At 72.3% G+C, this 20,955-nt stretch carries 17 protein-coding genes and 3 pseudogenes; 2 read left to right on the top strand and 18 right to left on the bottom strand.

Annotated elements, in window-relative coordinates; genetic code table 11:
- Nucleotides 1-71 precede the first annotated feature (71 nt).
- The 9 genes and pseudogenes from K9S39_RS42170 to K9S39_RS27775 all read right to left on the bottom strand — a co-directional run bounded on the left by K9S39_RS42170 (nt 72) and on the right by K9S39_RS27775 (nt 7,848).
- Nucleotides 72-2,420 (bottom strand): (2Fe-2S)-binding protein, encoded by a 2,349-nt coding sequence (locus tag K9S39_RS42170; protein WP_283112930.1) that lies wholly within the window; start codon nt 2,418-2,420, stop codon nt 72-74.
- Complete coding sequence (locus K9S39_RS27810; protein WP_248866052.1) at nt 2,417-3,313, bottom strand: FAD binding domain-containing protein; 897 nt, start codon at nt 3,311-3,313, stop codon at nt 2,417-2,419. The genes K9S39_RS42170 and K9S39_RS27810 overlap by 4 nt, the downstream gene beginning before the upstream one ends.
- 206 nt (nt 3,314-3,519) lie before the next feature.
- Nucleotides 3,520-5,322: a beta-N-acetylhexosaminidase gene (locus K9S39_RS27805; RefSeq protein WP_248866051.1), complete on the bottom strand. Its 1,803-nt coding sequence runs from the start codon at nt 5,320-5,322 to the stop codon at nt 3,520-3,522.
- A gap of 4 nt (nt 5,323-5,326) precedes the next feature.
- Nucleotides 5,327-5,461: pseudogene (locus K9S39_RS27800) on the bottom strand (carbohydrate ABC transporter permease); the annotation flags it as partial.
- Nucleotides 5,462-5,580: 119 nt separating this feature from the next.
- Entirely contained in the window at nt 5,581-5,874 is a 294-nt protein-coding gene (locus K9S39_RS27795) for a DUF3039 domain-containing protein (RefSeq protein ID WP_026169910.1), read from the bottom strand.
- Nucleotides 5,861-6,064, bottom strand: coding sequence for a hypothetical protein (locus tag K9S39_RS27790; RefSeq protein ID WP_248866050.1), 204 nt, complete (start codon nt 6,062-6,064; stop codon nt 5,861-5,863). The genes K9S39_RS27795 and K9S39_RS27790 overlap by 14 nt, the downstream gene beginning before the upstream one ends.
- Before the next feature lie 139 nt (nt 6,065-6,203).
- Nucleotides 6,204-6,509: a hypothetical protein gene (locus tag K9S39_RS27785; protein ID WP_248866049.1), complete on the bottom strand. Its 306-nt coding sequence runs from the start codon at nt 6,507-6,509 to the stop codon at nt 6,204-6,206.
- A gap of 24 nt (nt 6,510-6,533) precedes the next feature.
- Nucleotides 6,534-6,884, bottom strand: a complete 351-nt coding sequence (locus K9S39_RS27780; RefSeq protein ID WP_248866048.1) for a hypothetical protein — start codon at nt 6,882-6,884, stop codon at nt 6,534-6,536.
- A gap of 292 nt (nt 6,885-7,176) precedes the next feature.
- Nucleotides 7,177-7,848, bottom strand: a complete 672-nt coding sequence (locus tag K9S39_RS27775) for a YqgE/AlgH family protein (protein ID WP_248866047.1) — start codon at nt 7,846-7,848, stop codon at nt 7,177-7,179.
- Between the two features lie 315 nt (nt 7,849-8,163).
- On the opposite strand from K9S39_RS27775, the gene murA reads away from it, so the two are divergent.
- Entirely contained in the window at nt 8,164-9,510 is a 1,347-nt protein-coding gene (murA, locus tag K9S39_RS27770) for a UDP-N-acetylglucosamine 1-carboxyvinyltransferase (protein ID WP_248866046.1), read from the top strand.
- Between the two features lie 109 nt (nt 9,511-9,619).
- On the opposite strand, the pseudogene K9S39_RS27765 reads toward murA, so the two are convergent.
- The 8 genes and pseudogenes from K9S39_RS27765 to K9S39_RS27730 all read right to left on the bottom strand — a co-directional run.
- Nucleotides 9,620-9,776 (bottom strand): annotated as a pseudogene (locus K9S39_RS27765) (tetratricopeptide repeat protein); the annotation flags it as partial.
- A gap of 178 nt (nt 9,777-9,954) precedes the next feature.
- Entirely contained in the window at nt 9,955-10,332 is a 378-nt protein-coding gene (locus K9S39_RS27760) for a hypothetical protein (RefSeq protein ID WP_319949584.1), read from the bottom strand.
- A 337-nt stretch (nt 10,333-10,669) separates the two neighbouring features.
- Complete coding sequence (locus K9S39_RS27755; protein ID WP_007382399.1) at nt 10,670-10,951, bottom strand: HU family DNA-binding protein; 282 nt, start codon at nt 10,949-10,951, stop codon at nt 10,670-10,672.
- Between the two features lie 303 nt (nt 10,952-11,254).
- Nucleotides 11,255-12,688, bottom strand: coding sequence for an NAD-dependent malic enzyme (locus K9S39_RS27750; protein ID WP_248866044.1), 1,434 nt, complete (start codon nt 12,686-12,688; stop codon nt 11,255-11,257).
- 471 nt (nt 12,689-13,159) lie between these two features.
- Complete coding sequence (locus K9S39_RS27745; RefSeq protein ID WP_248866042.1) at nt 13,160-15,817, bottom strand: HelD family protein; 2,658 nt, start codon at nt 15,815-15,817, stop codon at nt 13,160-13,162.
- 258 nt (nt 15,818-16,075) lie between these two features.
- Nucleotides 16,076-16,819 carry an anti-sigma factor family protein gene (locus K9S39_RS27740; RefSeq protein ID WP_248866040.1) on the bottom strand — a complete coding sequence of 248 codons (744 nt, stop codon included), beginning with the start codon at nt 16,817-16,819 and terminating at the stop codon, nt 16,076-16,078.
- Nucleotides 16,816-17,355: a sigma-70 family RNA polymerase sigma factor gene (locus K9S39_RS27735; protein ID WP_406708027.1), complete on the bottom strand. Its 540-nt coding sequence runs from the start codon at nt 17,353-17,355 to the stop codon at nt 16,816-16,818. The genes K9S39_RS27740 and K9S39_RS27735 overlap by 4 nt, the downstream gene beginning before the upstream one ends.
- Nucleotides 17,356-17,784: 429 nt before the next feature.
- A pseudogene (locus K9S39_RS27730) lies at nt 17,785-18,354 on the bottom strand (CGNR zinc finger domain-containing protein); the annotation flags it as partial.
- A gap of 332 nt (nt 18,355-18,686) precedes the next feature.
- On the opposite strand from K9S39_RS27730, the gene K9S39_RS27725 reads away from it, so the two are divergent.
- Complete coding sequence (locus K9S39_RS27725; protein WP_248866038.1) at nt 18,687-19,463, top strand: class I SAM-dependent methyltransferase; 777 nt, start codon at nt 18,687-18,689, stop codon at nt 19,461-19,463.
- A gap of 169 nt (nt 19,464-19,632) precedes the next feature.
- Here K9S39_RS27725 and K9S39_RS27720 read toward each other — a convergent pair whose 3' ends face one another.
- Nucleotides 19,633-20,832 (bottom strand): uroporphyrinogen-III synthase, encoded by a 1,200-nt coding sequence (locus K9S39_RS27720; protein ID WP_248866036.1) that lies wholly within the window; start codon nt 20,830-20,832, stop codon nt 19,633-19,635.
- Nucleotides 20,833-20,955: the final 123 nt, after the last annotated feature.

Raw genomic sequence — 20,955 nt, 5'->3', positions numbered from 1 at the left:
CGACCGGGGGGACCCCCATGCTGCGCTCGCTCATGTCAGGACCTCGTCAGTGATGTGCTCGCTACGCCTGCTCATACGGCGCCTCCCGCCCGGGGATCGGCGCCCGGCCCCTCGTGGTGCGGCCCGTGCGAGAGCGGGTCGTGGGGGACCGGGCCCGCCGTGGGGTCGGCGGGGCCCGCCTGCTGAGGGATGCGCGGGGTGTCCGCCACCGGCTCCGCCTCGGCTTCCGCCGCTTCCGCACGGTCCTTGACGACCTTCTCCACGGCGTCCAGCACCCCCCGGTAGCCCGAGCAGCGGCACAGATTGCCGCACAGCGCCTTACGGGTCTCCAGCCGGCTGGGGGCGTGGTTGCCCTTCAGGAGGTCGTGGACCGTCATCGCCATGCCCGGTACGCAGAAGCCGCACTGCACCGCCCCGGAGGCGGCGAGGGCGCGCTGCACATCGGAGGGCGTGCCGTCCTGCGCAAGCCCCTCGACGGTACGGACGTCACTGCCCGCCGTGGTGGCCGCGGGCACCAGGCAGGACGCGACGAGCCGCCCGTCCACCTGGACCGAGCAGGCCCCGCACTCACCCTGCGAGCAGCCGTCCTTGGCCCCGGCGAGGCCGAGGCGCTCGCGCAGCACATAGAGCAGCGACTCACCGATCCAGGCGTCGGTGACCGGCCGGTCGGTGCCGTTCACGCGCAGGACGTAGGAGGCGGTGGGGTGTTCGTCGCAGGCGTCGAAGCCGGGGGCCGCGGGGTCGGCCTCGGGGGCGTGGGTACTGGTGGCGTCCGCGGGGTCGGCGTGGCCGGTGGGGAGGTCTGCGTGCTCGCCCGTCCCGCCTGTCTCGCCCGTCCCGCTCGTCTCGGCGGACCCGGTGGCCGGGGCGGCGTCAGCCACGCCTCCGGCATCGGCGACGGCGTCGGCCTCGGCAGCCACGCCCACACCTGCGTCGGCACCGGCCGCGAACCCCCCGGACTCCTCGGGCTGTTCACCGTCGGCCGCCGGGACCGTCCACCGCTCGGCCTCCGCCACCCGGTCCGGCTCGGCGGGCCGATCCGCCCGGGTCGGCTGCTCCACCTGGCCCGCACGGGGACCGGAAGCCGCGTCCATGCCGGCACGCGTAGCGGCACCGGCGTCCGCACCGGAATCCGCACGGGCATCCGCCGCGGTGCCGGCCGTCTCCGCCTCCTCGTGCCGAGGCGTCGTTTCCCCGGCCGGCGGCCACTGGGCCAGCGCGTCGGCCGGCAGCGACCAATGGCCGGTGGCACCGGCGTCCGCACCGCCCGCCGCCGCGTCCGCGCCGTCCGCGCCGGTCCCGTACGAGCCGCCACCGGGCAGCTCGCCGCCCTGCCCCGTGCCGCGACCCGCCAGACCGCCGTCCCGACCGTACGCGTCGTCCGGGCGGCGGCCGTGCGCACCGTCCCGCGCCCCGGTGCCGTGCGCTGCGTCGACACCGCCCGTGCCGCCGCCGGCGGCACCGTCCGTAGCGGTGGAGCCGCCGCTCGGGCCCGTGGTGGCGCTCAGTCCGGTGGCGAAGCTCCATTGGCCGGTCCTGCCGGGCTCTTCGGGGTCCGCGGCACCCCCGGCTCCCCCGTACGTGCCGGAGTAGTCACCGCCCTGACCCTGGTAACCGGCGGTGTCACCCGCCCCGGTAAGCCCCTCATGACCTTGGTGACGTTCGTGCCCTTCGTGAGCTTCATGGCCCGGGCGCCCCGGATGCCTCGGGTGTTCCGGATGCCCCGGACGTCCCGGGCGCTGCGGATGTCCCGGCTGCTCCGGATGTCCTGGACGACCACCCTCGTGGCCACCAGGCCCCGACTGCCCCGGCCGACCCGACTGACCCGTCTGGCCCGGATAGCCCGTCAGACCGTTGTCACCGACCAGGTACTCGCCCGACTCCTCCAACCCCTCGTCGGCCGCCGCCGGGACCGACCACGCGCCGGAGCCGCCGGCCGCCTGCGCGCTGCCCGCGACCGGCCAGTCCACCCGGTCGCCGCTGCCCCACGGCTGCGCCGCCTCGGGTGCGCTGCCGCCCTGGTAGCCCGCGGACGGGTGCTGGTGTCCCGAAGAGCCCGCCGGGGCGGCCTGGGCGGGGTACGCGGCGGACGGGTCGGCGTATCCGGCCGACGGGTCCGCGAACGGCATCGTCCACTGGCCGGTCGCCGACGGGTCGCCGGTGTCCTCGCCACCGGGGACCGGCGGCGAGGACACCGGAGGGCCGAACGACGACGGCGGGGTGTAGCCGTGGCCGGGCGCGGCGAGCGGATCGGAGGTGCCGTATCCGTTGGGCAGCCCGGCTCCGTAGGCCCCGGTGGTGAAGCCCTCCGGGAGCTGGACGAAGGCGGTGGCCTCCGACTCGTACTCACCGCCCTGCGGCAGCGGCTGCCAGCCCTGCTCGGGGTGCGGCTGCTGCGGATGACGGTTGTCTTCACTCACGAGAGCGCCCTCCCAAGTGCGCGGCGGGCCAGTGCTGCCACCGTACGGCGCAGGTGCAGCGCGGCGGGCGGCAGGGTCGCCGGTTCCGAACCGTCCTCGGGCGGCGCCGGATCGGGGATGCAGGCGGCGGCGACATAATCCCCGAAGGCGGTCAGCGCCTCGGGTACCAGGCCGCGTTGGCCGTCCCAGTCGATGAGCGAGGCGACCCACTGCTCGGCTTCCAGCGGGCGCAGCGGCATCGCGGCGACCGCGCCGACGGCGCAGCGCACACCCCGCCGGGCCGGGTCCAGGACCAGCGACACCGAGGCGGTGGCGCGTCCGGGGCCGGTGCGGCCGGTGGCCTTGAGGAACGTCTGCGAGGCGTGCAGCAGCGGCACCCGTACGAAGCCGACGACTTCGCCGGGCCGCAGCATCTCCCGGCCGGCCAGCAGATGACTCACCGGGATCTCACGGCGGGCGCCCCCGGGACCGGCGATGATCAGCGTCGCTTCGAGGGCGGCGAGCACGGGAAGGGTGTCGCCGGTGGGGGCGGAGCTGACGATATTGCCGCCGAGGGTCCCGGCGTTGCGGACCTGCGGGGGTCCGGCCGCGCGCGCGGCGGCGGCCAGGCCGGGGATCAGGGCCGCGAAGTCGGGGCGCCCCATACGGGCGAGGGTGAGGCCGGCACCGAGCAGCGCGTGACCGTCCTGGTACTGCCAGCCGCGGATCTCGCTGATCCGGCCGAGGCCCACCAGGGCGGCGGGTCTGAGGAGTCCGGCGTTGACGGCCGCCATGAGGTCGGTGCCGCCCGCGACGGGCACGGCGGCGGGCATGGCGGTGAGCGCCGCCACCGCCTCGTCGAGCGAGGCCGGCAACGTCACCTTGTGTGACGCGTGCGGTGCGTGGGTGGTCAAGCCAGCTGCCCCTTCCCTGGCGTCCCGGCTGTTCCGCTCCGCCGTACGGTACGTGTTCACGGCCCGGACGTGGCAACTCTGGCACATCTTCCCGGTACCGGGGCGAGAGGGTCCGCGAAGCGATGTTCCGTCCGGGAACGGGATGCTGGTCCGGTTTCGTCCCCGGCGCCCGAGGCGTGGGGACCTGCGCCGGTCCGGCGCGCCGCTCACACGTTCGGGGGCACCCCGTCGATGGGTCGTCCGAGCACGCCGGGACGTCGCTGCCAGGGGTGTGGGCCGCCGGGCGGGCGGTAGTCGACGCCGAGGGCGTCGAGCCGGGCGTAGTGGGCGGTCATCCGGCGGGTGAAGTCCTGGTGGTCGCGGTCGGCCGGCGGCGGCAGCCGTGACCAGGCGACCTCGGCGAACGCCGCGAGCCGGGGGAAGACCTGGTAGTCGACGCGCTGCCGGCTGTCCATGACCTCGGTCCAGACGTTGGCCTGGGTGCCGAGGACGTGCGCGGCCTGTTCCTCCGTCAGCTCCGGTGGCACCGGCTCAAAGCGGTGGACGTCCTCCAGCGTGCGGACATAGCCGATCGGTACCGGCTCGTCCGGGGAGGCGTGCTGACGGTGGTCCAGATACACCTGCTGTTCGGGGCACATGACGACGTCGTGACCGGTGCGGGCGGCGGCGATCCCGCCCGCGTAGCCGCGCCAGGACGAGACGACGGCGGCCTCCGCCAGCCCCAGCTCCGTCGTCTCGCCTTCCGTCGTCTCGCCTTCCGTCGTCTCACCTTCCGGCGCCCGGCTCCCGCCCTCCAGGATCTCGTCCCAGCCGACCAGCCGCCGTCCGCGGTCGGCGAGCCAGCGGTCGAAGTGCCGGATGAACCAGCTCTGCAGGGCGTCCTCGTCGGCCAGGCCCAGCTCGGCGATCCGGGCCTGGGCGGTCGGCGACGCCTGCCACTGATCCTTGGGGCACTCATCGCCGCCGATGTGCACGAACGGCGAGGGGAAGAGTTCCAGGACCTCCGTCAGCACGTGCTCGTAGAACCGCAGGACGTTGTCAGTGGGTGCGAGTACGTTCGGATTGACGCCCCAGGTGTCCCAGACCCGCAGGGAGGTGGTGTCGATGACGTCGGTGTTGCCGAGTTCCGGGTACGCGGCGATGGCGGCCTGTGAGTGCCCGGGAATATCGATCTCGGGGACGACGGTGATATGCCGCGCGGCGGCGTAGGCGACGATCTCGCGGATGTCGTCCTGGGTGTAGTAGCCGCCGTGCGGGCGCTCGTCCCAGAGGGGGGAGGCGCGGTGCCCGAGCTTGGTGCGCGCCCGCCAGGCGCCGGTCCCGGTCAGCTTCGGGTAACGCGTGATCTGGATGCGCCAGCCCTGGTCGTCGGTGAGATGGAGGTGGAGGACGTTGAGCTTGTGGGCCGCGAGCAGGTCCAGACAGCGCAGCACGTCGTCCTTGGGCAGGAAGTGCCGTGCGACGTCGAGCAGCATGCCGCGCCAGGGGAAGCGGGGGGCGTCTTCGATGCTCTGCTGCGGCAGGGCGAGGGGCCGGTCCGGTGCGATCGGTGCCCGGCGGAAGGCGCGGGGGCCGAGGAGCTGACGGAGCGTCTGCGCGCCCCAGAAGACTCCGGCCGGGCTGCCGCCGGCGATCCGTACGCCCCAGGCGGCGTCGGCGTCCAGCCGGTAGCCCTCGGCCGGGAGGTCCCCGTCGAGGGTGAGGGAGAGGGTGTCCGCGGCGTCGTCGGGGCCGGGTGGCAGGGGCAGGCCGAAGGCCGCGCCGAGGGTGTCGCGCAACCAGCACGCGGTGTCCTCGGTGCCCGGGGCGGCCGCGAGCGCGGTGGACTCGCCGAGCCGTACGGCGCTGCGGTACGGCCCGTCGATGCGGAGCGGCGCCGGAATCAGGTCACTTCCGGTGCCGGACCCGTTCTCCGCTCCGGTGTTCGTACCGCTGTCCGTTCCGGAGCCGATTCCGGCGGCCGTGCCGGTGTCCGCTCCGGAGCCGGTTCCGGGGTCTGTGTGTGGCATGCCGTCAGCCCTTCACCGCGCCGCCCAGGCCCGATACCAGCCGGCGCTGTACGAGTACGAAGAAGACCAGCACGGGGATGGTCATCACGATCGATGCTGCCATGATCCCGCCCCGGTCGTTCGCGTCCGGCTTCCAGAACGACGACGGGTCCAGGCCCCCGAGGGACCCGGACCCGCACCCATGGCGGAAGCACCGCCATGCGGTGAGCGGCTACGACCCGCCGCTCACCGCGGAAAACCGCCGGCTACGCCCGGTGGCTACTTCTTGCCGCCGTCCTTGCCGCCCTTGTCCTTGTCGCCGCCGGCGCCCATGGACTCGAAGATCTCCTTGCACATGGGGCAGACGGGGTACTTCTTCGGGTCACGACCCGGGACCCACACCTTGCCGCACAGCGCGACGACGGGAGTGCCGTCCAGCGCGCTGGCCATGATCTTGTCTTTCTGGACGTAGTGGGCGAAGCGCTCGTGGTCGCCGTCGCCGTGCGACACCTGCGGCGTCGGCTCTACGAGGGTCCCCGTACCTGCCCCGCGCTCGGGCTCAAGAGTGCTCATAGGAGCCAAGGGTACTCACGAGCAGCGCAACCGGGGAGCGACGGCCCGCCACCAGGTGCGCGGCGAGTCCCACGGCCGCCGCCCAGAGCAGTGCGTACGGGGCCAGTCCGGCCGCCAGCGCCGGCCCGCCGAGCGCCGAGCCGACCGCGCTGCCCAGGTAGAGGGCCGCATTGTGCAGGGCGAGGGCCACCGTGCCCCGGTCCGCGCACGGCCCCAGCAGCCGGTGCTGCGCCGACGTCTCTGGCTGTCCCGCCGTTGCGCCTGCGGTGGGCTGTGTCCGCTGCGCGGGGCTGTTCGGCAGCGGCGCGTGGGGGCGCCTCCCACGCCGTTCAGGCAGACGTCACCGGCACCCCGCCACGGTCGCCGCTCGTCAGCACCAGCCGGCCGGCGAATGCCAGCGCGGCCGCCGGCCGGATCTCGTACCAGGCGTCCTGACCGCAGACCGCGCCCAGCAGCGCGGCCATGTCGTCCGCACCGACCGTACGGGCCTCGGCGGCGGCGATGAAGGCGCGGACCGCCGCCGCAAGATCCACCTCGCTCTCCGCCCGGGCCACGAGATCGTCGACGATCCTCCCGATCGCGGCGTCACCGGACGCGGCCCAGCTCATCGCCATCTCCAGACCGTCGTCCGGCATTTTCCCGGGATACGGGGCGCGGGCTCAGGCGCCCTGCTGCCACCAGTAGAGGAAGCCGAGGAGGTTCCCCCGGGCGTCGTCCCGCAGCCGCTCCCGGGGCAGCCACTCGGGCCCGCCGGCCAGGAAGTCGATCCGCCGGCCACCGTCGTGCGTATAGCTGCCGTCCGCATGGCCGCACAGCAGCGCGCGGCCGTCCTCGAACAGCTTCAGCCGCCACCAGTAGGAGCCGCCGCCGTTCCAGCACTCCAATCCCCGCTCACCCCAGGTGAATTCGTCCCAGTCGTCCACGGCTGCCGCCACCACCGCCAGCGTCACGGCACGCGCCCACAGCCGCTGCGGATGATCCAGGTCCTCGGGCACACTGGGCCTCTGCATGGCGCTCTCCCCGTTCGTCCAGCGCGGACCCGCCATCGCGTCCGCGCGCCGTCCCCAACACCTCGCACCATAGCGACAGCCACTGAACAATTCCCCATGACGAAGCCGTCACAATAATCCAACCATCAACAACATTCCGGCCGGGGACACAGCCGGAGGAGCAGCAGTCCAACCGCCCCGCACAAGCGCCAGTCGAGGTACCACCGCACAGGCCCCAGCCGAGCCACCACCGCACAACTCCCAGTCGAGACGCCGCCGAACGAGGCTCAGTCGAGACGCTCAGTCGACGCGTTCAGTTCAGCGACGGGTCATCCGGATACGTCGCGACCATCGCCAGCTCGTTCCGCTGCCGCCGCAGCACCGCCCGCCACAGGTGCTCCGGGTCGGGCGAGGAGACATCACCCGGCTCGGACTCCACGACGTACCAGGCGCCCTCGACCAGCTCGTCCTCCAGCTGGCCGGGCCCCCAGCCCGCGTAACCGGCGAAGATCCGCAGGCTGCCGAGCGCCGTCGCGAGGAGTTCCGGCGGGGCCTCCAGATCCACCAGGCCGATCGCGCCGTGCACCCGGCGCCAGCCCAGCGGCTCATCCCCGGGCGGCGCGCCCCCGGCGCGGTCCGCGGCCGGTTCGCCCGCCACCTCCGCGTCGGCACCACCGGGCCGCGCCCCGCCCCCGACGGACGGCATACCGTCCCCGGAGGCGCTGCCGGGGACCACCGCCACCCCGAGTGCCGAGTCCAGCGACACCGGCCCGCCCTGGAAGACCACCCCCGGCTCACCGGCCAGCGCGGCCCACGGCGCGAGGATGTCGCCCACCCCGACCGGCGTCGGACGGTTCAGGACCACGCCGAGGGAGCCCTCGTCGTCGTGATCGAGCAGCAGCACCACCGCGCGGTCGAAATTCGGATCGGCGAGCGCGGGCGTCGCGACGAGCAGCCGGCCTGTGAGCGAGGACACCTCGGTCATGGCCACATGATCCCGCACTTCGGCCCGATGCGGGGGGTCAACGGCCGGACCGGTGCGAGAGCGCTCAGGGCGTACGGCGGCAGCCCCGGCGCACGGGACGGCCGAACGCCCGCATCAGCCCCGACCTCACCGCACATTAAAGACATTTTGGTGAATTTTTGACCAAACAACGATTACAGATCAAAGGCGGATCGTAGCCGAGTGTGTTGTGACAAAGCCATTACATGCAAGAAGCCTGCACAGGCATACGGACACCCCCTCCGACGCCCTTACCATTTCCCCTTGGCCCTGCCCGTCTCCAGGAACGCGAGATCCATGACCGTCTCTACTGACGACGTACTGCTTGTCCACGGCGGCACCCCGCTCGACGGCGAGATCCGGGTTCGCGGTGCGAAGAACCTAGTGCCGAAGGCCATGGTCGCCGCCCTCCTGGGCAGCGGTCCGAGCCGGCTGCGCAACGTTCCCGACATCCGCGATGTGCGCGTGGTGCGCGGACTGCTGCAGCTGCACGGCGTCACGGTGCGTCCTGGTGACGAGCCCGGCGAGCTGATCCTCGACCCGTCGCACGTCGAGAGCGCCAACGTCGCCGACATCGACGCGCACGCCGGCTCCTCCCGCATTCCCATCCTGTTCTGCGGCCCGCTGCTGCACCGCATCGGCCATGCCTTCATCCCGGGCCTGGGCGGCTGCGACATCGGCGGCCGGCCGGTGGACTTCCACTTCGACGTGCTGCGCCAGTTCGGCGCGACGATCGAGAAGCGCGCCGACGGGCAGTACCTGGAGGCCCCGCAGCGGCTGCGCGGCACCAAGATCCGACTGCCGTACCCGTCGGTCGGCTCGACCGAGCAGGTGCTGCTGACCGCCGTCCTGGCGGACGGCGTCACCGAGTTGACGAACGCCGCCGTGGAGCCGGAGATCGAGGACCTCATCTGCGTCCTGCAGAAAATGGGCGCGATCATCTCCATGGACACCGACCGGACGATCCGGATCACCGGCGTCGACAAGCTCGACGGCTACAACCACCGCGCCCTCCCGGACCGCCTGGAGGCCGCCTCCTGGGCCTCCGCGGCGCTGGCCACCGAAGGCAACATCTACGTGCGCGGCGCCCAGCAGCGCTCCATGATGACCTTCCTCAACACCTTCCGTAAGGTCGGCGGCGCCTTCGAGATCGACGACGAGGGCATCCGCTTCTGGCACCCGGGCGGCTCGCTCGACGCCATCGCCCTGGAGACCGACGTCCACCCCGGTTTCCAGACCGACTGGCAGCAGCCCCTGGTGGTCGCCCTGACCCAGGCATCGGGCCTGTCCATCGTCCACGAGACGGTCTACGAGTCCCGCCTCGGCTTCACCTCCGCGCTCAACCAGATGGGCGCCCACATCCAGCTCTACCGCGAGTGCCTGGGCGGCTCCGCCTGCCGCTTCGGCCAGCGCAACTTCCTGCACTCCGCGGTCGTCTCCGGCCCCACCAAGCTGCAGGGCTCCGACCTGGTCATCCCCGACCTGCGCGGCGGCTTCTCGTACCTGATCGCGGCGCTGGCGGCCCAGGGCACGTCCCGCGTCCACGGTATCGAACTGATCAACCGCGGCTACGAGAACTTCATGGAGAAGCTGGTCAGCCTGGGCGCCCAAGTGGAACTGCCCAATGGGGCGGCGGGCTCCTGAGAGCCCGCGCCAAGCGGCATCTGGCTTGACTGAAGCGGTGCGCGCCTCTGGGGTGCGCACCGCCTCTTGCTGCCGGACGATTCCGCTCGCGGCGGCGTGTGTGTCTGCCGTCGGCAAGGAACGCCCGCATGCGCGGCCCCGCTTGCGGAGAAACGGCGGCAGCGGCGTCGGTCGGCCGCATCGCGTGCGCCGTGCCCTGGATCAACCGCTTGAACGCTCATACCCCGTAGCGTCGTGCAGTACGTCAGGTGATCCTCTGACTGCCCCGGCCGATTCCAAAGCCCCACCACGCTGGACCTGACCGCTCTGCGCTGCTTCCATCCGGCCGGCCAGGCACCGTGAGTGCGACGGAGAACGGCCCTGCGTCCAGGACGCTGCGACATGGACGGGTCCATGTCGTGCCTCCCCAGGACGGCGTGTGCCCTTGAAGAAGACGTGTGTCCTTCAAAGGCGCACCACAGCCGCTTGAGTGGGGGCGGGGCAGGCGTACCGACAGGTTTCTTCGGGCCGGCCGACCGCGGCTTCGACAGCGGCCAAGTCGCCGTGGACGACGGTGCGTTGTTCGTCCTCGGTGGCGGGCATCTCCTCCAGGACGCCGAGGAGCGTGGTACACGCTTGTGGCAAGTGGCCGGCCCACAACTGGGTGTTGCCCTTGAACACGGCGAGCCGCGCCGGGCTGAAGCAGTCCATCCATGACGGGATGGGGTGCTCGGACCCCGCGGCGAGGATGTCCTCGGCGTGGCCGATGAGGTGCAGTGCGGTACGGGTGTGCCCGCACCGCGTCTCGCATTCGGCCTCGACCGCGCCCGGCCATGCCGGCACACGCCGCGCCCCGCGTGCGCACCGAGCACCCTCTGCGCAGGCCGGCGACCGAAACCGTCTGATCCCTCAAAGCCCACTGACGACGCGAGACCTCGGACGGCGTCCTGGGGTCTCGCACTGGGGAGGGGCCCGCCCTTCGGGTGCCCCGTATCCGTACGGCCGTCGTGCCCTCCCTGGAGGACGTAGACCTGGCGGATTGACCGCCACACTCAGCCACCACATCCGCCCCATCCCCCATTCCCCATCCCCCAGCAGCCGAAAGGGCGGCCACCCCCCAAAGGGATGGCCGCCCCATCACGCCTTACCGAGGGCCTCACCGGCCCTCACGCCGAGGGCCTTACTTGCCCTTGGCGGCTTCCTTGAGCTTGGAGCCCGCGGAGACCTTCACGCTGTAGCCGGCCGGGATCTGGATCGGGTCGCCGGTCTGCGGGTTGCGCGCGGTGCGAGCGGCACGGTGGGTGCGCTCGAAGGTCAGGAAGCCCGGGATGGTCACCTTCTCGTCGCCCTTGGCGACGATCTCGCCGACGGTCTCGGCGAAGGCGGCCAGAACGGCGTCGGCGTCCTTGCGGGTCACCTCGGCGCGATCGGCCAGAGCGGCCACCAGCTCACTGCGGTTCATGTTTGTACTCCCGTGTTCTTCTTGCCAATGAGGCGTGAGATCGAAGCCGATGCTGCCAGGGCCCTCGGACAGTCCCCGGACCCGGGTCTGCTGTCAGACCCTCGCGCCCGAATACGCATCCTGCCCCTACCTGCGGCGGTAAAGCCAATCCGGCGCCCAGGAGGGTCACACGAAAAGCGCCACTGCCACGTGGTGGTGACGTTCCACACCATGCCGCTCCGGGCCGGACCCACAGGGCGGCGGCCATTGCTGCCCGCCAGCCTATGGGGGCCCTGAGGACGGCGTGTCCCGCGACGCGCCGTATCAGAGCGTCGTGGCAGCCGTCACATCCGGGCCCGCCGCCTTCGCCGCGTCCCGCACCGCACCGGCCACCGCGCCCGCGACCTTGTCGTTGAAGACGCTGGGGATGATGTAGTTCGGGTTGAGCTCGTCCTCGTGCACGACGTCCGCGAGGGCACCGGCCGCGGCCAGCATCATCTCGGTGTTCACCGTACGGGACTGCGCGTCGAGGAGGCCGCGGAAGACGCCGGGGAACACCAGGACGTTGTTGATCTGGTTCGGGAAGTCGGAGCGGCCGGTGGCCACGACGGCGGCGGTCTGCCGGGCGATCGCCGGGTCGACCTCCGGATCGGGGTTGGCGAGCGCGAACACGATCGCGCCTTCGGCCATCGTCGCGACGTCGTCGCCGTCCAGGACGTTGGGCGCGGAGACGCCGATGAAGACGTCCGCGCCGACCACGGCGTCCTTGAGGGTGCCGGTGACGCCCTCCGGGTTGGTGTTGCCGGCGATCCAGCACAGCGGCGAGTCCGGGTCGGCGTCGACCAGGTCGGTGCGGCCGGCGTGCACCACACCGAGGATGTCGACGACGACGGCGTGCCGGACGCCGGCCGCGATCAGCAGCTTGAGGATGGCGGTGCCCGCCGCGCCGGCGCCGGACATCACGACCCGGATGTCCTCGGTCTTCTTGCCGACGACGCGCAGCGCGTTGGTGAGGGCGGCGAGCACCACGATGGCGGTGCCGTGCTGGTCGTCGTGGAAGACCGGGATGTCCACGGCTTCCCGCAGCCGCGCCTCGATCTCGAAGCAGCGGGGCGCGGAGATGTCCTCCAGGTTGATGCCCGCGAAGCCGGGGGCGATGGCCTTGACGATCTCCACGATCGCGTCGGTGTCCTGGGTGTCCAGGCACAGCGGCCAGGCGTCGATGCCGGCGAAGCGCTTGAAGAGGGCCGCCTTGCCCTCCATGACGGGCAGGGCGGCCTTGGGGCCGATGTTGCCCAGTCCCAGCACCGCGGAGCCGTCCGTGACGACCGCGACGCTGTTGCGCTTGATCGTCAGGCTGCGGGCGTCGTCGGGGTTGTCGGCGATGGCCTGGCAGACCCGGGCGACACCCGGGGTGTAGAGCATCGACAGGTCGTCACGGTTGCGGATGGGGTGCTTCGACGCCATCTCGATCTTGCCGCCGAGGTGCATCAGGAAGGTACGGTCCGAGACCTTGCCGAGCGAGACGCCCTCGATGTTGCGCAGCTGCTCGACGATCTGCTCGGCGTGCGCGGTGGAGGTGGCGGCGATGGTGACGTCGATCCGGAGTTTTTCGTGGCCGGACGCGGTCACGTCGAGGCCGGTGACCGACCCGCCGGAGGACTCCACGGCCGTGGTGAGCTGGCTGACCGCGGTCCCGCTGGCCGGGACCTCCAGCCGAACCGTCATCGAGTACGAGACGCTGGGCGCCGTTGCCATGGCCGACTTCCTCTGCTTTCACCTGTCGCTGGATTGCCTGCCGATCGTCGCACCTACCGCGGAGTACGTGGTAGCCGCCCCGTATTGCGAACGTTTTCTTGTCATGCGGCGGAGCTCATTCGGAAGGTAAATTCCACCATACGAGATATTGCCGGGTAAGTAGAACCCCCTCTTCCGGGGGTGCGGCGTGAGCACCGCCACACGAAAAAACAGCTGTGGGCGTCTCTCCCGAAGGAGAGACGCCCACAGCTGACGTTTGGCGGCACCGACCCGCCATGCTCGCCTCGCGGCAAGTGGTCGCTCGTAGCGACGATGGTTGGGCCCGGGGGCTTGGATCGAGCCGGTGCCGTCACCAAGGCTAACAAACCATCCCCGGAAGGGAATCCCGTCTTCGAGGCCGCTTTTCAAGACCCCTCGTACGGCGGCGTACGAGGGCAAATGGCGGCATGCGGCGGCCATACGTGCCCGGTCCTAGTCGCGCAGCAGGTCCGGCACCCCGTCCGGGTCCGGTTCGTCGCTCCCGGTGGAGAGCACCGTCAGCTGCTGGGTGGCGCGGGTCAGTGCCACATAGAGCACCCGCAGCCCGGCCGGGGACTCGTCGGCGATCTCGGCCGGCGAGACCACCAGCGTCGCGTCGTACTCCAGACCCTTGGCCTCCAGGGAGCCCAGGGCCACCACCCGGTCCCCGAGCCCGGCCAGCCAACGGCGGGCCTGTTCGCGGCGCTTCATGGCCACGACGACGCCGACCGTGCCGTCGACCTCGTCCAGCAGCCGCCCGGCCTCGTCGACGGTGGCCCGCGCCAGCGCCTCGTCGGCGGCGGCAGCGCGCTCCCCGTCCAATGCGGCGACGGTGAACCGCGGCTCGACGCCCGTGGAGCGGACCGCCTGCGGCGAGGCCATACCGGGCATCGCCAGCGCCAGCACCTTGGCCGCCAGCTCGGCGATCTCCGCGGGGTTGCGGTAGTTCACGGTGAGCGTGAAGCGGCGGCGCGGACGGGCGCCGAGCGCCTCGTCCCGGGCCAGCGCGGCCTCGTCCGGGTCGGACCACGAGGACTGCGCCGGGTCGCCGACGACGGTCCAGGTGGCGTGCCGGCCGCGGCGGCCGACCATCCGCCACTGCATCGGCGTCAGATCCTGTGCCTCGTCGACGATGACATGGGCGTAGTCGGTGCGTTCCTCGGCCAGCCGCTCGCGCCGGCCGCGGCCGGCGGAGGTGCGGTCCGCGAAGGTCGACAGCTCCTCCAGACCGGTGAGTTGGTCCAGCGGATCGACCTCGCGCGGCTTCGCCGGCCGCATCGGGGCACCGAGGATCAGCTGCAGTTCGTCCAGCAGCGCGACATCGTGCACCGACAGCGGGCCGTGCCCGTCCCCCATCGCCTTAACGGCATGGGAGGTGCCCCCCTCGTCCAACCGCCGCAGCGAGCGGGCCAGTTGGCGCACCTCGCGGGGGTTGAGGATGCGCCGGGCCCAGCGGCCCAGCAGGCGCTCGTCGGCCATCGCGGCCAGCACTCCGCGCGGGGTGAGCTCCGGCCACCAGGCGTCCAGGAACTCCAGGAACTCCGGCTCGGTGGTGATGTCCTCGTCGAAGCCCTGGCGGGCCTCGGCGGCCAGCTCGGGGTCGGTGTAGCGGCGGCCGGCGCCCGACTTGTTCCACAGGGCGTCGAGGAGCAGCCGGCGGGCGCGCGGGCGCAGCAGGTTGACCGGCGCGGTCCCGCCGAGCGCGGCCTGCCGGACGCGGTGCAGCTCGTCGGCGTCCAGCTCGATACGGCCGCCGAACGCGACGACGCGGAGGCGGGTCGGCGGGCCCGCGGCGGGTGGGGTGGGTGGGGTGGGTGGGGTGGGCATCGTGGGACGTGGGGTCCCGGAGCGGGCCCGGCGGCCCTGGCCACCGTTCTTGGCGCTGTTCGTGACGCCGTTCTTGGCACCGTTCGTGACGCCGTTCTTGGCACCGTTGTCGGCCGCGTCGCCCCCGGTGCAGTCGCCGGTGCCGTCCCCGGCCGCCGTGATGAGGTCCTCCAGGGAGAGCTGGGCGTCCTGGCCGGTGCCCGGCCCGGCTTCCCGCGCCGGCCCGGCCGCGTCCGGGGCCGCCAGTTCCAGCGCCCCGCGAGCCGCCTTGCGCAGCAGCTTCTGCATCCGGCTGGAGCCCTTGATCCGGGCCACCTCGGGCGGGTCGTAAGCGGTCGCCTCGGCGCCGTCCACCAGCGAGCCCAGGGCACGGATGGCGACCTGCCCCTCCTCGCCGAGCGACGGCAGCACGCCCTCGGTGTACGCGACCAGCAGCGGCGTCGGGGAGACCACGAGGATGCCGCCCGCGTAGCGACGGCGGTCCTGGTAGAGGAGGTAGGCGGCGCGGTGCAGCGCGACGGCGGTCTTGCCGGTGCCGGGGCCGCCCTCGACCTCGGTCACGGAGGCGGCGGGGGCCCGGATCACCATGTCCTGCTCGGCCTGGATGGAGGCCACGATGTCGCGCATGGTGTGGCTGCGGGCCCGGCCCAGCGCGGCCATCAGCGCGCCGTCGCCGATCGCCGGCAGCTCCGCGCCGTCCAGCGTGGCGGTGACCTCCGGGCGCATCAGATCGTCCTCGACGCCGAGGACCTTGCGGCCCTTGGAGCGGATGACGCGACGGCGGACGACCCGGCCGGGGGCGACCGGGGTGGCGCGGTAGAAGGGCGCGGCGGCCGGCGCGCGCCAGTCGATGACCAGCGGCGCGTAGTCCGCGTCGAGGACTCCGAGGCGGCCGATGTGCAGCGTCTCGGCGATCTCGGCGCGGTTGTCCTCGATCGCGCCGTCGGCGGGCTCGACGGAGGTGTAGGCGCCGTCCGGGCCCTTCTTGCCGTCCTTGCCGAGGAGCAGGTCGATCCGGCCGAAGAGGAAGTCCTCGTACTCGGAGTTCAGGCGGTGGAGATGGACGCCGGCCTGGAAGACCTGCGCGTCGCGCTCGGCGAGCGCGCCGGGTGTGCCGACCTGGCCGCGCTTGGCGGCGTCGTCCATCAGGAACTCCGCCTCGTGGATCTTCTCCTCAAGGCGCCGGTAGACGCGGTCCAGGTGCGTCTGCTCGGCCTCGATCTCGCGGTCGCGAACGGAATCCGAAGCGTGATCCGGTGCGTGCGTGGCGTTCTGCGCGGCCACCCAGGCCCCCTTCTGCTGTGCGTAGGGCAGCCGTCAACCGTACGCGAACCAGCCACCGCGCGCACCTGGCCAAATACACAAAACCGGACGTGTCCGGTCGGATGTTGACGGGGACGTGACTCCGTCCTTGACCGGTCATCTGTCACAACTGACCAAGGTCATGACAACGGGTGGCATCAGGGGCGGTATGGGGGCGGTACGAGGGTGACGTAGGGGGACATCACCCGCCCGGCGCTCCCGGCCTCCGGCGCCCCCGCCTCACACCTCCACGGTGGCCAGCCGCTTGCCCTCCAGCGTGCGGATCTCGAAGCGGTCGATATCGCCGCGGTTGAGGGCCGCCCCGCCCGTGGCGTACAGCGGCTCCCGGTTCCACTTCACGTCGCTGTCCTTGATGCCGTAGCCGCCCTCGGGGACCGCCCAGGTGGTGACCGTCTCCCGCCGGCCGTCCTTGCCGACGGCGACCAGATCGCAGGTGAGCGGACCCTTGACGTTGGCGAGCTGGAGCACGACCTGGGTGCCCCAGGTCTTGGGCGCCATGGAGACGCCCGCCGAGACCTTGGTGACGGGGTCGACGGCCGCCGCCTTCTCCCCCTGGTCGAACTGGGCGCGGACGGCGTTCGCGAGCGGCGGCGGGCGGTCGTCCCCGGACCGGTCCGCCGTCAGGGCGACCGCGGCGAGCGGCCCGCCGACGATCAGTACGGCGGCAGCGGCCACCAGAGACAGCCGACGGCGGCCGCGGGCGCGGCGGGCGGCGGCGACCTCGCCGAGCAGCCCGTCCAGGAGACCGCGCCCGGGGGCGGCGGTCACGGTCTCCGGCGTCGGCGCGGACTCCTTGAACTCGGCGAGCAGCGGCGGCAGGCCCATCAGCTCTTCGAGTGCGGCGGCGCACCGGTCGCACCCGGCGAGATGCGCCTCGAACCGTTCGGTGTCGGCGGCGTCCAGGACGCCCAGCGCATAGGCGCCGACGTCGCTGTGCCGGTCCGGCTGCGTGGGCGGGATCACTCCGTCACTCCTCGTTCCTCAAGGGAGAGCCTCAGGGAGCGCAGCGCGTAGAAGACGCGGGACCGCACGGTCCCGGCCGGTACGCGCAGCACCGCCGCTGCCTCGCTGACCGTACGCTCCTTGAAGTACGTCTCGACGAGGGCCTCCCGGTGGGCCTGGCTCAGGTCGCCCAGCGCCTCGGAAAGCGTCATCAGGCGCAGCGCCCGGTCGATCACATCGGCGGCGGGCATCGTCTCCAGGGGCGTCGCGTCGACCTCTTGGGGCCGGGCCCGGCGGCTGCGGTGGCCGTCGATGACGATCCGTCGGGCGACGGTCACCAGCCATGGCCGGATCGAGCCGGTCGCGCGGTTCAGCTGGTCGGCGTTGCGCCAGGCACGCACCAGCGTTTCCTGCACCACGTCCTCCGCACGGTGCCGGTCGCCCGCCACCAGCCGCAGGACGAAGGCGAGGAGCGGGCCCGCGTGGTCGTCGTAGAGGGCTCGCATGAGCTCCTCGTCAGGTGTCGTCCTGTCTGCCACGCCGGCATCCTTGCGCACTCCAACTCCCGGGTCGATAGCGCGGATCACCGGAACAGCGCCGGGATCATGCCACGGATCGGACTCGTTGCCATGAATCGTGCTCTTTGCCACGGATCGGGCTTGTTGTTATGAATCGGACTTGTACGGATCCGCGGCGGCGACTGTCGGGGCGGCAGCCGGGGGCACCGCCGCGGGTCCGTGCGATGAGGAGTACGGACGGGACGGGCGGTGCGTTCACGGTCCGCCGGAAATTTTCGCGGCGCGCTGGGAGGTGGGGGAGGAAGTGGGTGAATTGGACTGGGAAGTGTGTGGGGAGGTGGCAGAAGTAGGTGAGGTGGGTGGGGAAGCGGGCGGGGCGGTGGATGGGGAAACGGGTGCGCGGGAGACCGTCGGGGCGGCCGGGATGTTCGGGGCGGCCGGGCCGGCCGGGGGCGCTTCCGCCGCGTCCCGCCCCATCGTCCGCCGCCGGTGCCGCGCCACCCGCTCCCGGTTGCCGCACACTTCGCTGGAGCACCAGCGGCGGCGCCGGCCGCGGGAGGTGTCCAGGTAGACCCGGGAGCAGCTCTCGCCCTCGCACTGCCGCAGCTGGCCGCGCGCCTCCGGGTCGGTGAGCAGTCCCACGGCGTCCCGCGCCACCGCGGCCAGCAGTCCGGCGCAGTCCGGCGTCCCGGCGAAAGCACAGGTCAGAGTGCCGTCGGCCGCCCGAACGGCCCGCACGGCGGGCGGCCGGCCGGCCTCGGCGGTAGCGTTGAGCTGCGTCAGGTCGGCGTCGGCCGCCCGGCCCCGTAGCTCGTCGTGCACCACACGGCGCAGCAGGTCGCGCAGCGCCCGGAAGCGGGTGACCCAACCGCCGTCGACACCGTCCAGCGGGGCGCCGTACGGCACCACCCCCGCGCCGACCAGCCAGGCCGTCAAGTGCTGCGGGTCGGCGAGCCGTTCGGCAGGGGTGCCGCCGGTGGCCAGCAGATCCAGGCAGATCCGCCCGCAGTCGAACCGCAGGTCGTGAGGCGCCGCCATGTGCCTGTCACTCCTTAGCGAACAAACGCGTGTGCCCCCAGAGTGCCCGGCGCGCAAGCCGGCCGGAACCCTCCGTGGCACGCGCCCGGCGTGGACACCGGAGGCGGACGCCTCCGGGCACGGAAGGCAGACACCCCGGACACCGGAGGCAGAAGCCCCGGACACGGAGGTCAAAATCCCGGGCGCGATCCCGGCACGCAGGTAGACACCCCAAGTACACAACTCGCGTATACATTTAACGTATAGTCCCGACGTGGGGACCGCCCCCGGCGGCCACCACCCCTTGCCCCTTCCGCCCCACCCCTTCCGCCCCCTCCAGGACGAAGGTCACCATGTCGCCCAAATCGCTGCTCAAAAACCGCGCCAGCCTGACCCACAAGATCGGCTACGCGGTCCGCAACCCGGCCCGCATCACCCCGTACGTGAAACGCACCGCACGGGACACCTGGCTGCGCCTCAAACACCCCGACCACGTCGACTACTACCGCGCGGTGATGGCCTCCGACACCGACCGCAACCCGGAGGCCGCGGTCGGCAGCCGCAGCCATGAACGCTGGCTGGCCCTGGGCGAGATGCAGTTCGCCTATCTCGCGGAGCACGGCCTGAAGCCCGGCCACCGGATGCTCGACATCGGCTGCGGCAATCTGCGGGCCGGCTGGCGCTTCATCGCCCACCTGGACACGGGCAACTACTACGGCGTCGACATCTCACCGGACATCCTGATATCCGCCAAGAAGACCCTGACGACCTACGAACTCCAGCACAAACTCCCGCACTTGACCATCACGAGGGATCTGAAGCTGGACTTCCTCCCGGCCGCCCACTTCGACGTCGTCCACGCGCACAGCGTCTTCTCGCACTCACCGCTCCCCGTCATCGACGAATGTCTCGCACACGTCGGCCGCGTCCTGGCTCCCGGCGGCTTCTTCGACTTCACCTTCGACCGCACCGAGGGCACCGAACACCAGGTGCTGCGCGAGGACTTCTACTACCGCACCGAGACGCTGCTGAACCTGGCCCGCAAACACGGCCTGGAGGCCCGCTTCATGGACGACTGGGAGAAGCGCCCGCACGGCCAGTCCAAGATCCGCGTCAACAATCCGGAGTGAGGCCCGAGTCGAATCCAAGCCGGGGCGAGGTCCGAGTCGACAATCCGGAGTGAGGGAGGGAACAAGCCGGGGCGAGGAGGGGACGTGGCGTGAGAGGAGGCAGCCCCCGGGGCGAGGCGCCCCGGAAGCGACCGGAAGAGCGGCGGACCTCCGGCCGGGCCCCTACAACTCACGCTCCCCCGTACTTGTCGGTGTCCGCATGCGGGTCCAGCGACAGCCGGTACCCCCGCTTGACGACCGTCTGGATCAGCTTCGGCGCGCCCAGCGCCACCCGCAGCCGGGCCATCGCCGTCTCCACCGCATGCTCGTCCCGCCCCGCCCCCGGCAGCGCCCGCAGCAGATCCGCGCGGGAGACCACCCAGCCGGGGCGGCGGGCCAGCGCGCGCAGCAGCGCCATGCCGGCCGGCGGTACCGGCCGCAGCTCTCCGCCCACCACGACCGCGTGCCCGCGGACCTCCAGCCACCGCCCGGCGACCGGCAACGGTCGTACACGGCCCGGGAGTTCACGGCACAGCAGCTGTACCAGCGGCCCCAGCCGGAAGCGCTCCGGCTGGAGGGTGGGGATGTCGTGCGCCTGCAGCGGCAGCGCGGTCACCGGCCCCACGCACACCGGCAGCACCTCCCGCCGCAGCGCCGCCAGCACCTCGTCCCGTATGCCGCGCTCCTCCGCGCGCCGCAGCAGCGACGCTGCGGCCGGGGCGCTGGTGAACGTCACCGCGTCCACCCCGCGGCCGAGCACCGCGTCCAGCAGCCGGTCCACCGGCCCGATGTCCTCCGGCGGCATCCAGCGGTAGACGGGGACGCCGACGACCTCCGCGCCGTCCGCCCGCAGCGCCTCGACGAAACCGGGCAGCGGCTCCCCGTGCAGCTGAACGGCGACCCGGCGCCCGGAGACGCCCTCCGCCAGCAGCCGGTCCAGCACCTCCGCCATCGATTCCGAGGCCGGCGACCACTTCTCGGTCAGCCCGGCGGCCCTGATCGCCCCCCGCACCTTCGGGCCGCGCGCCAGCAGCTCCACCCCGGCCAGCCGGTCGAGCAGGTCCTCGCCCAGCCCCCACCCCTCGGCGGCCTCGATCCACCCGCGGAACCCGATGGCGGTGGTCGCCACGACGATGTCCGGCGCGTCCTCGATCAGCGATCTGGTCACCGCGAGCAGCCCGTCATCGTCCGGCAGCGGCACGATGCGCAGTGCCGGCGCGTGCAGCACCTGCGCGCCCCGCCGCTCCAGCAGTGTGCCCAGCTCCTCCGCCCGCCGGGCCGCGGTCACCCCGACAGTGAACCCGTCGAGCGGCCGTACGCCCGGCGCCGGCGTCGCCGGCTGCTGCTCCCTGTGATCCCGCTCCTTTTGAACCTGCTGGTGTTGGTGCATGGTCGTCCCGCTCCGCCCAGAGTGGTGTGGTGCATTTCGTGCTCCCGTAACGCCGCGGCTCCGGCTGGTACGGGCGGCCCTGTCCGGCCCCATGGAGCACGTCGGGTCGGAGCCCGCCGCGCC

The organism is Streptomyces halobius (genome assembly GCF_023277745.1).
In the GTDB taxonomy this organism is placed as follows: Bacteria; Actinomycetota; Actinomycetes; order Streptomycetales; family Streptomycetaceae; genus Streptomyces; species Streptomyces halobius.
Note: the sequence above shows the minus strand (reverse complement) of the source record. Positions and strands in the feature narration are given on the sequence as shown.

Bases quoted from the DNA above. Each gene is read 5' to 3' on its own strand.
- K9S39_RS27785 (WP_248866049.1), bottom strand. From the start codon at position 6,509: ATGCCGGACGACGGTCTGGAGATGGCGATGAGCTGGGCCGCGTCCGGT.
- murA (WP_248866046.1), top strand. From the start codon at position 8,164: ATGACCGTCTCTACTGACGACGTACTGCTTGTCCACGGCGGCACCCCG.
- K9S39_RS27755 (WP_007382399.1), bottom strand. From the start codon at position 10,951: ATGAACCGCAGTGAGCTGGTGGCCGCTCTGGCCGATCGCGCCGAGGTG.
- K9S39_RS27780 (WP_248866048.1), bottom strand. From the start codon at position 6,884: ATGCAGAGGCCCAGTGTGCCCGAGGACCTGGATCATCCGCAGCGGCTG.
- K9S39_RS27725 (WP_248866038.1), top strand. From the start codon at position 18,687: ATGTCGCCCAAATCGCTGCTCAAAAACCGCGCCAGCCTGACCCACAAG.
- K9S39_RS27805 (WP_248866051.1), bottom strand. From the start codon at position 5,322: ATGCCACACACAGACCCCGGAACCGGCTCCGGAGCGGACACCGGCACG.
- K9S39_RS27720 (WP_248866036.1), bottom strand. From the start codon at position 20,832: ATGCACCAACACCAGCAGGTTCAAAAGGAGCGGGATCACAGGGAGCAG.
- K9S39_RS27795 (WP_026169910.1), bottom strand. From the start codon at position 5,874: ATGAGCACTCTTGAGCCCGAGCGCGGGGCAGGTACGGGGACCCTCGTA.
- K9S39_RS27775 (WP_248866047.1), bottom strand. From the start codon at position 7,848: ATGACCGAGGTGTCCTCGCTCACAGGCCGGCTGCTCGTCGCGACGCCC.
- K9S39_RS27750 (WP_248866044.1), bottom strand. From the start codon at position 12,688: ATGGCAACGGCGCCCAGCGTCTCGTACTCGATGACGGTTCGGCTGGAG.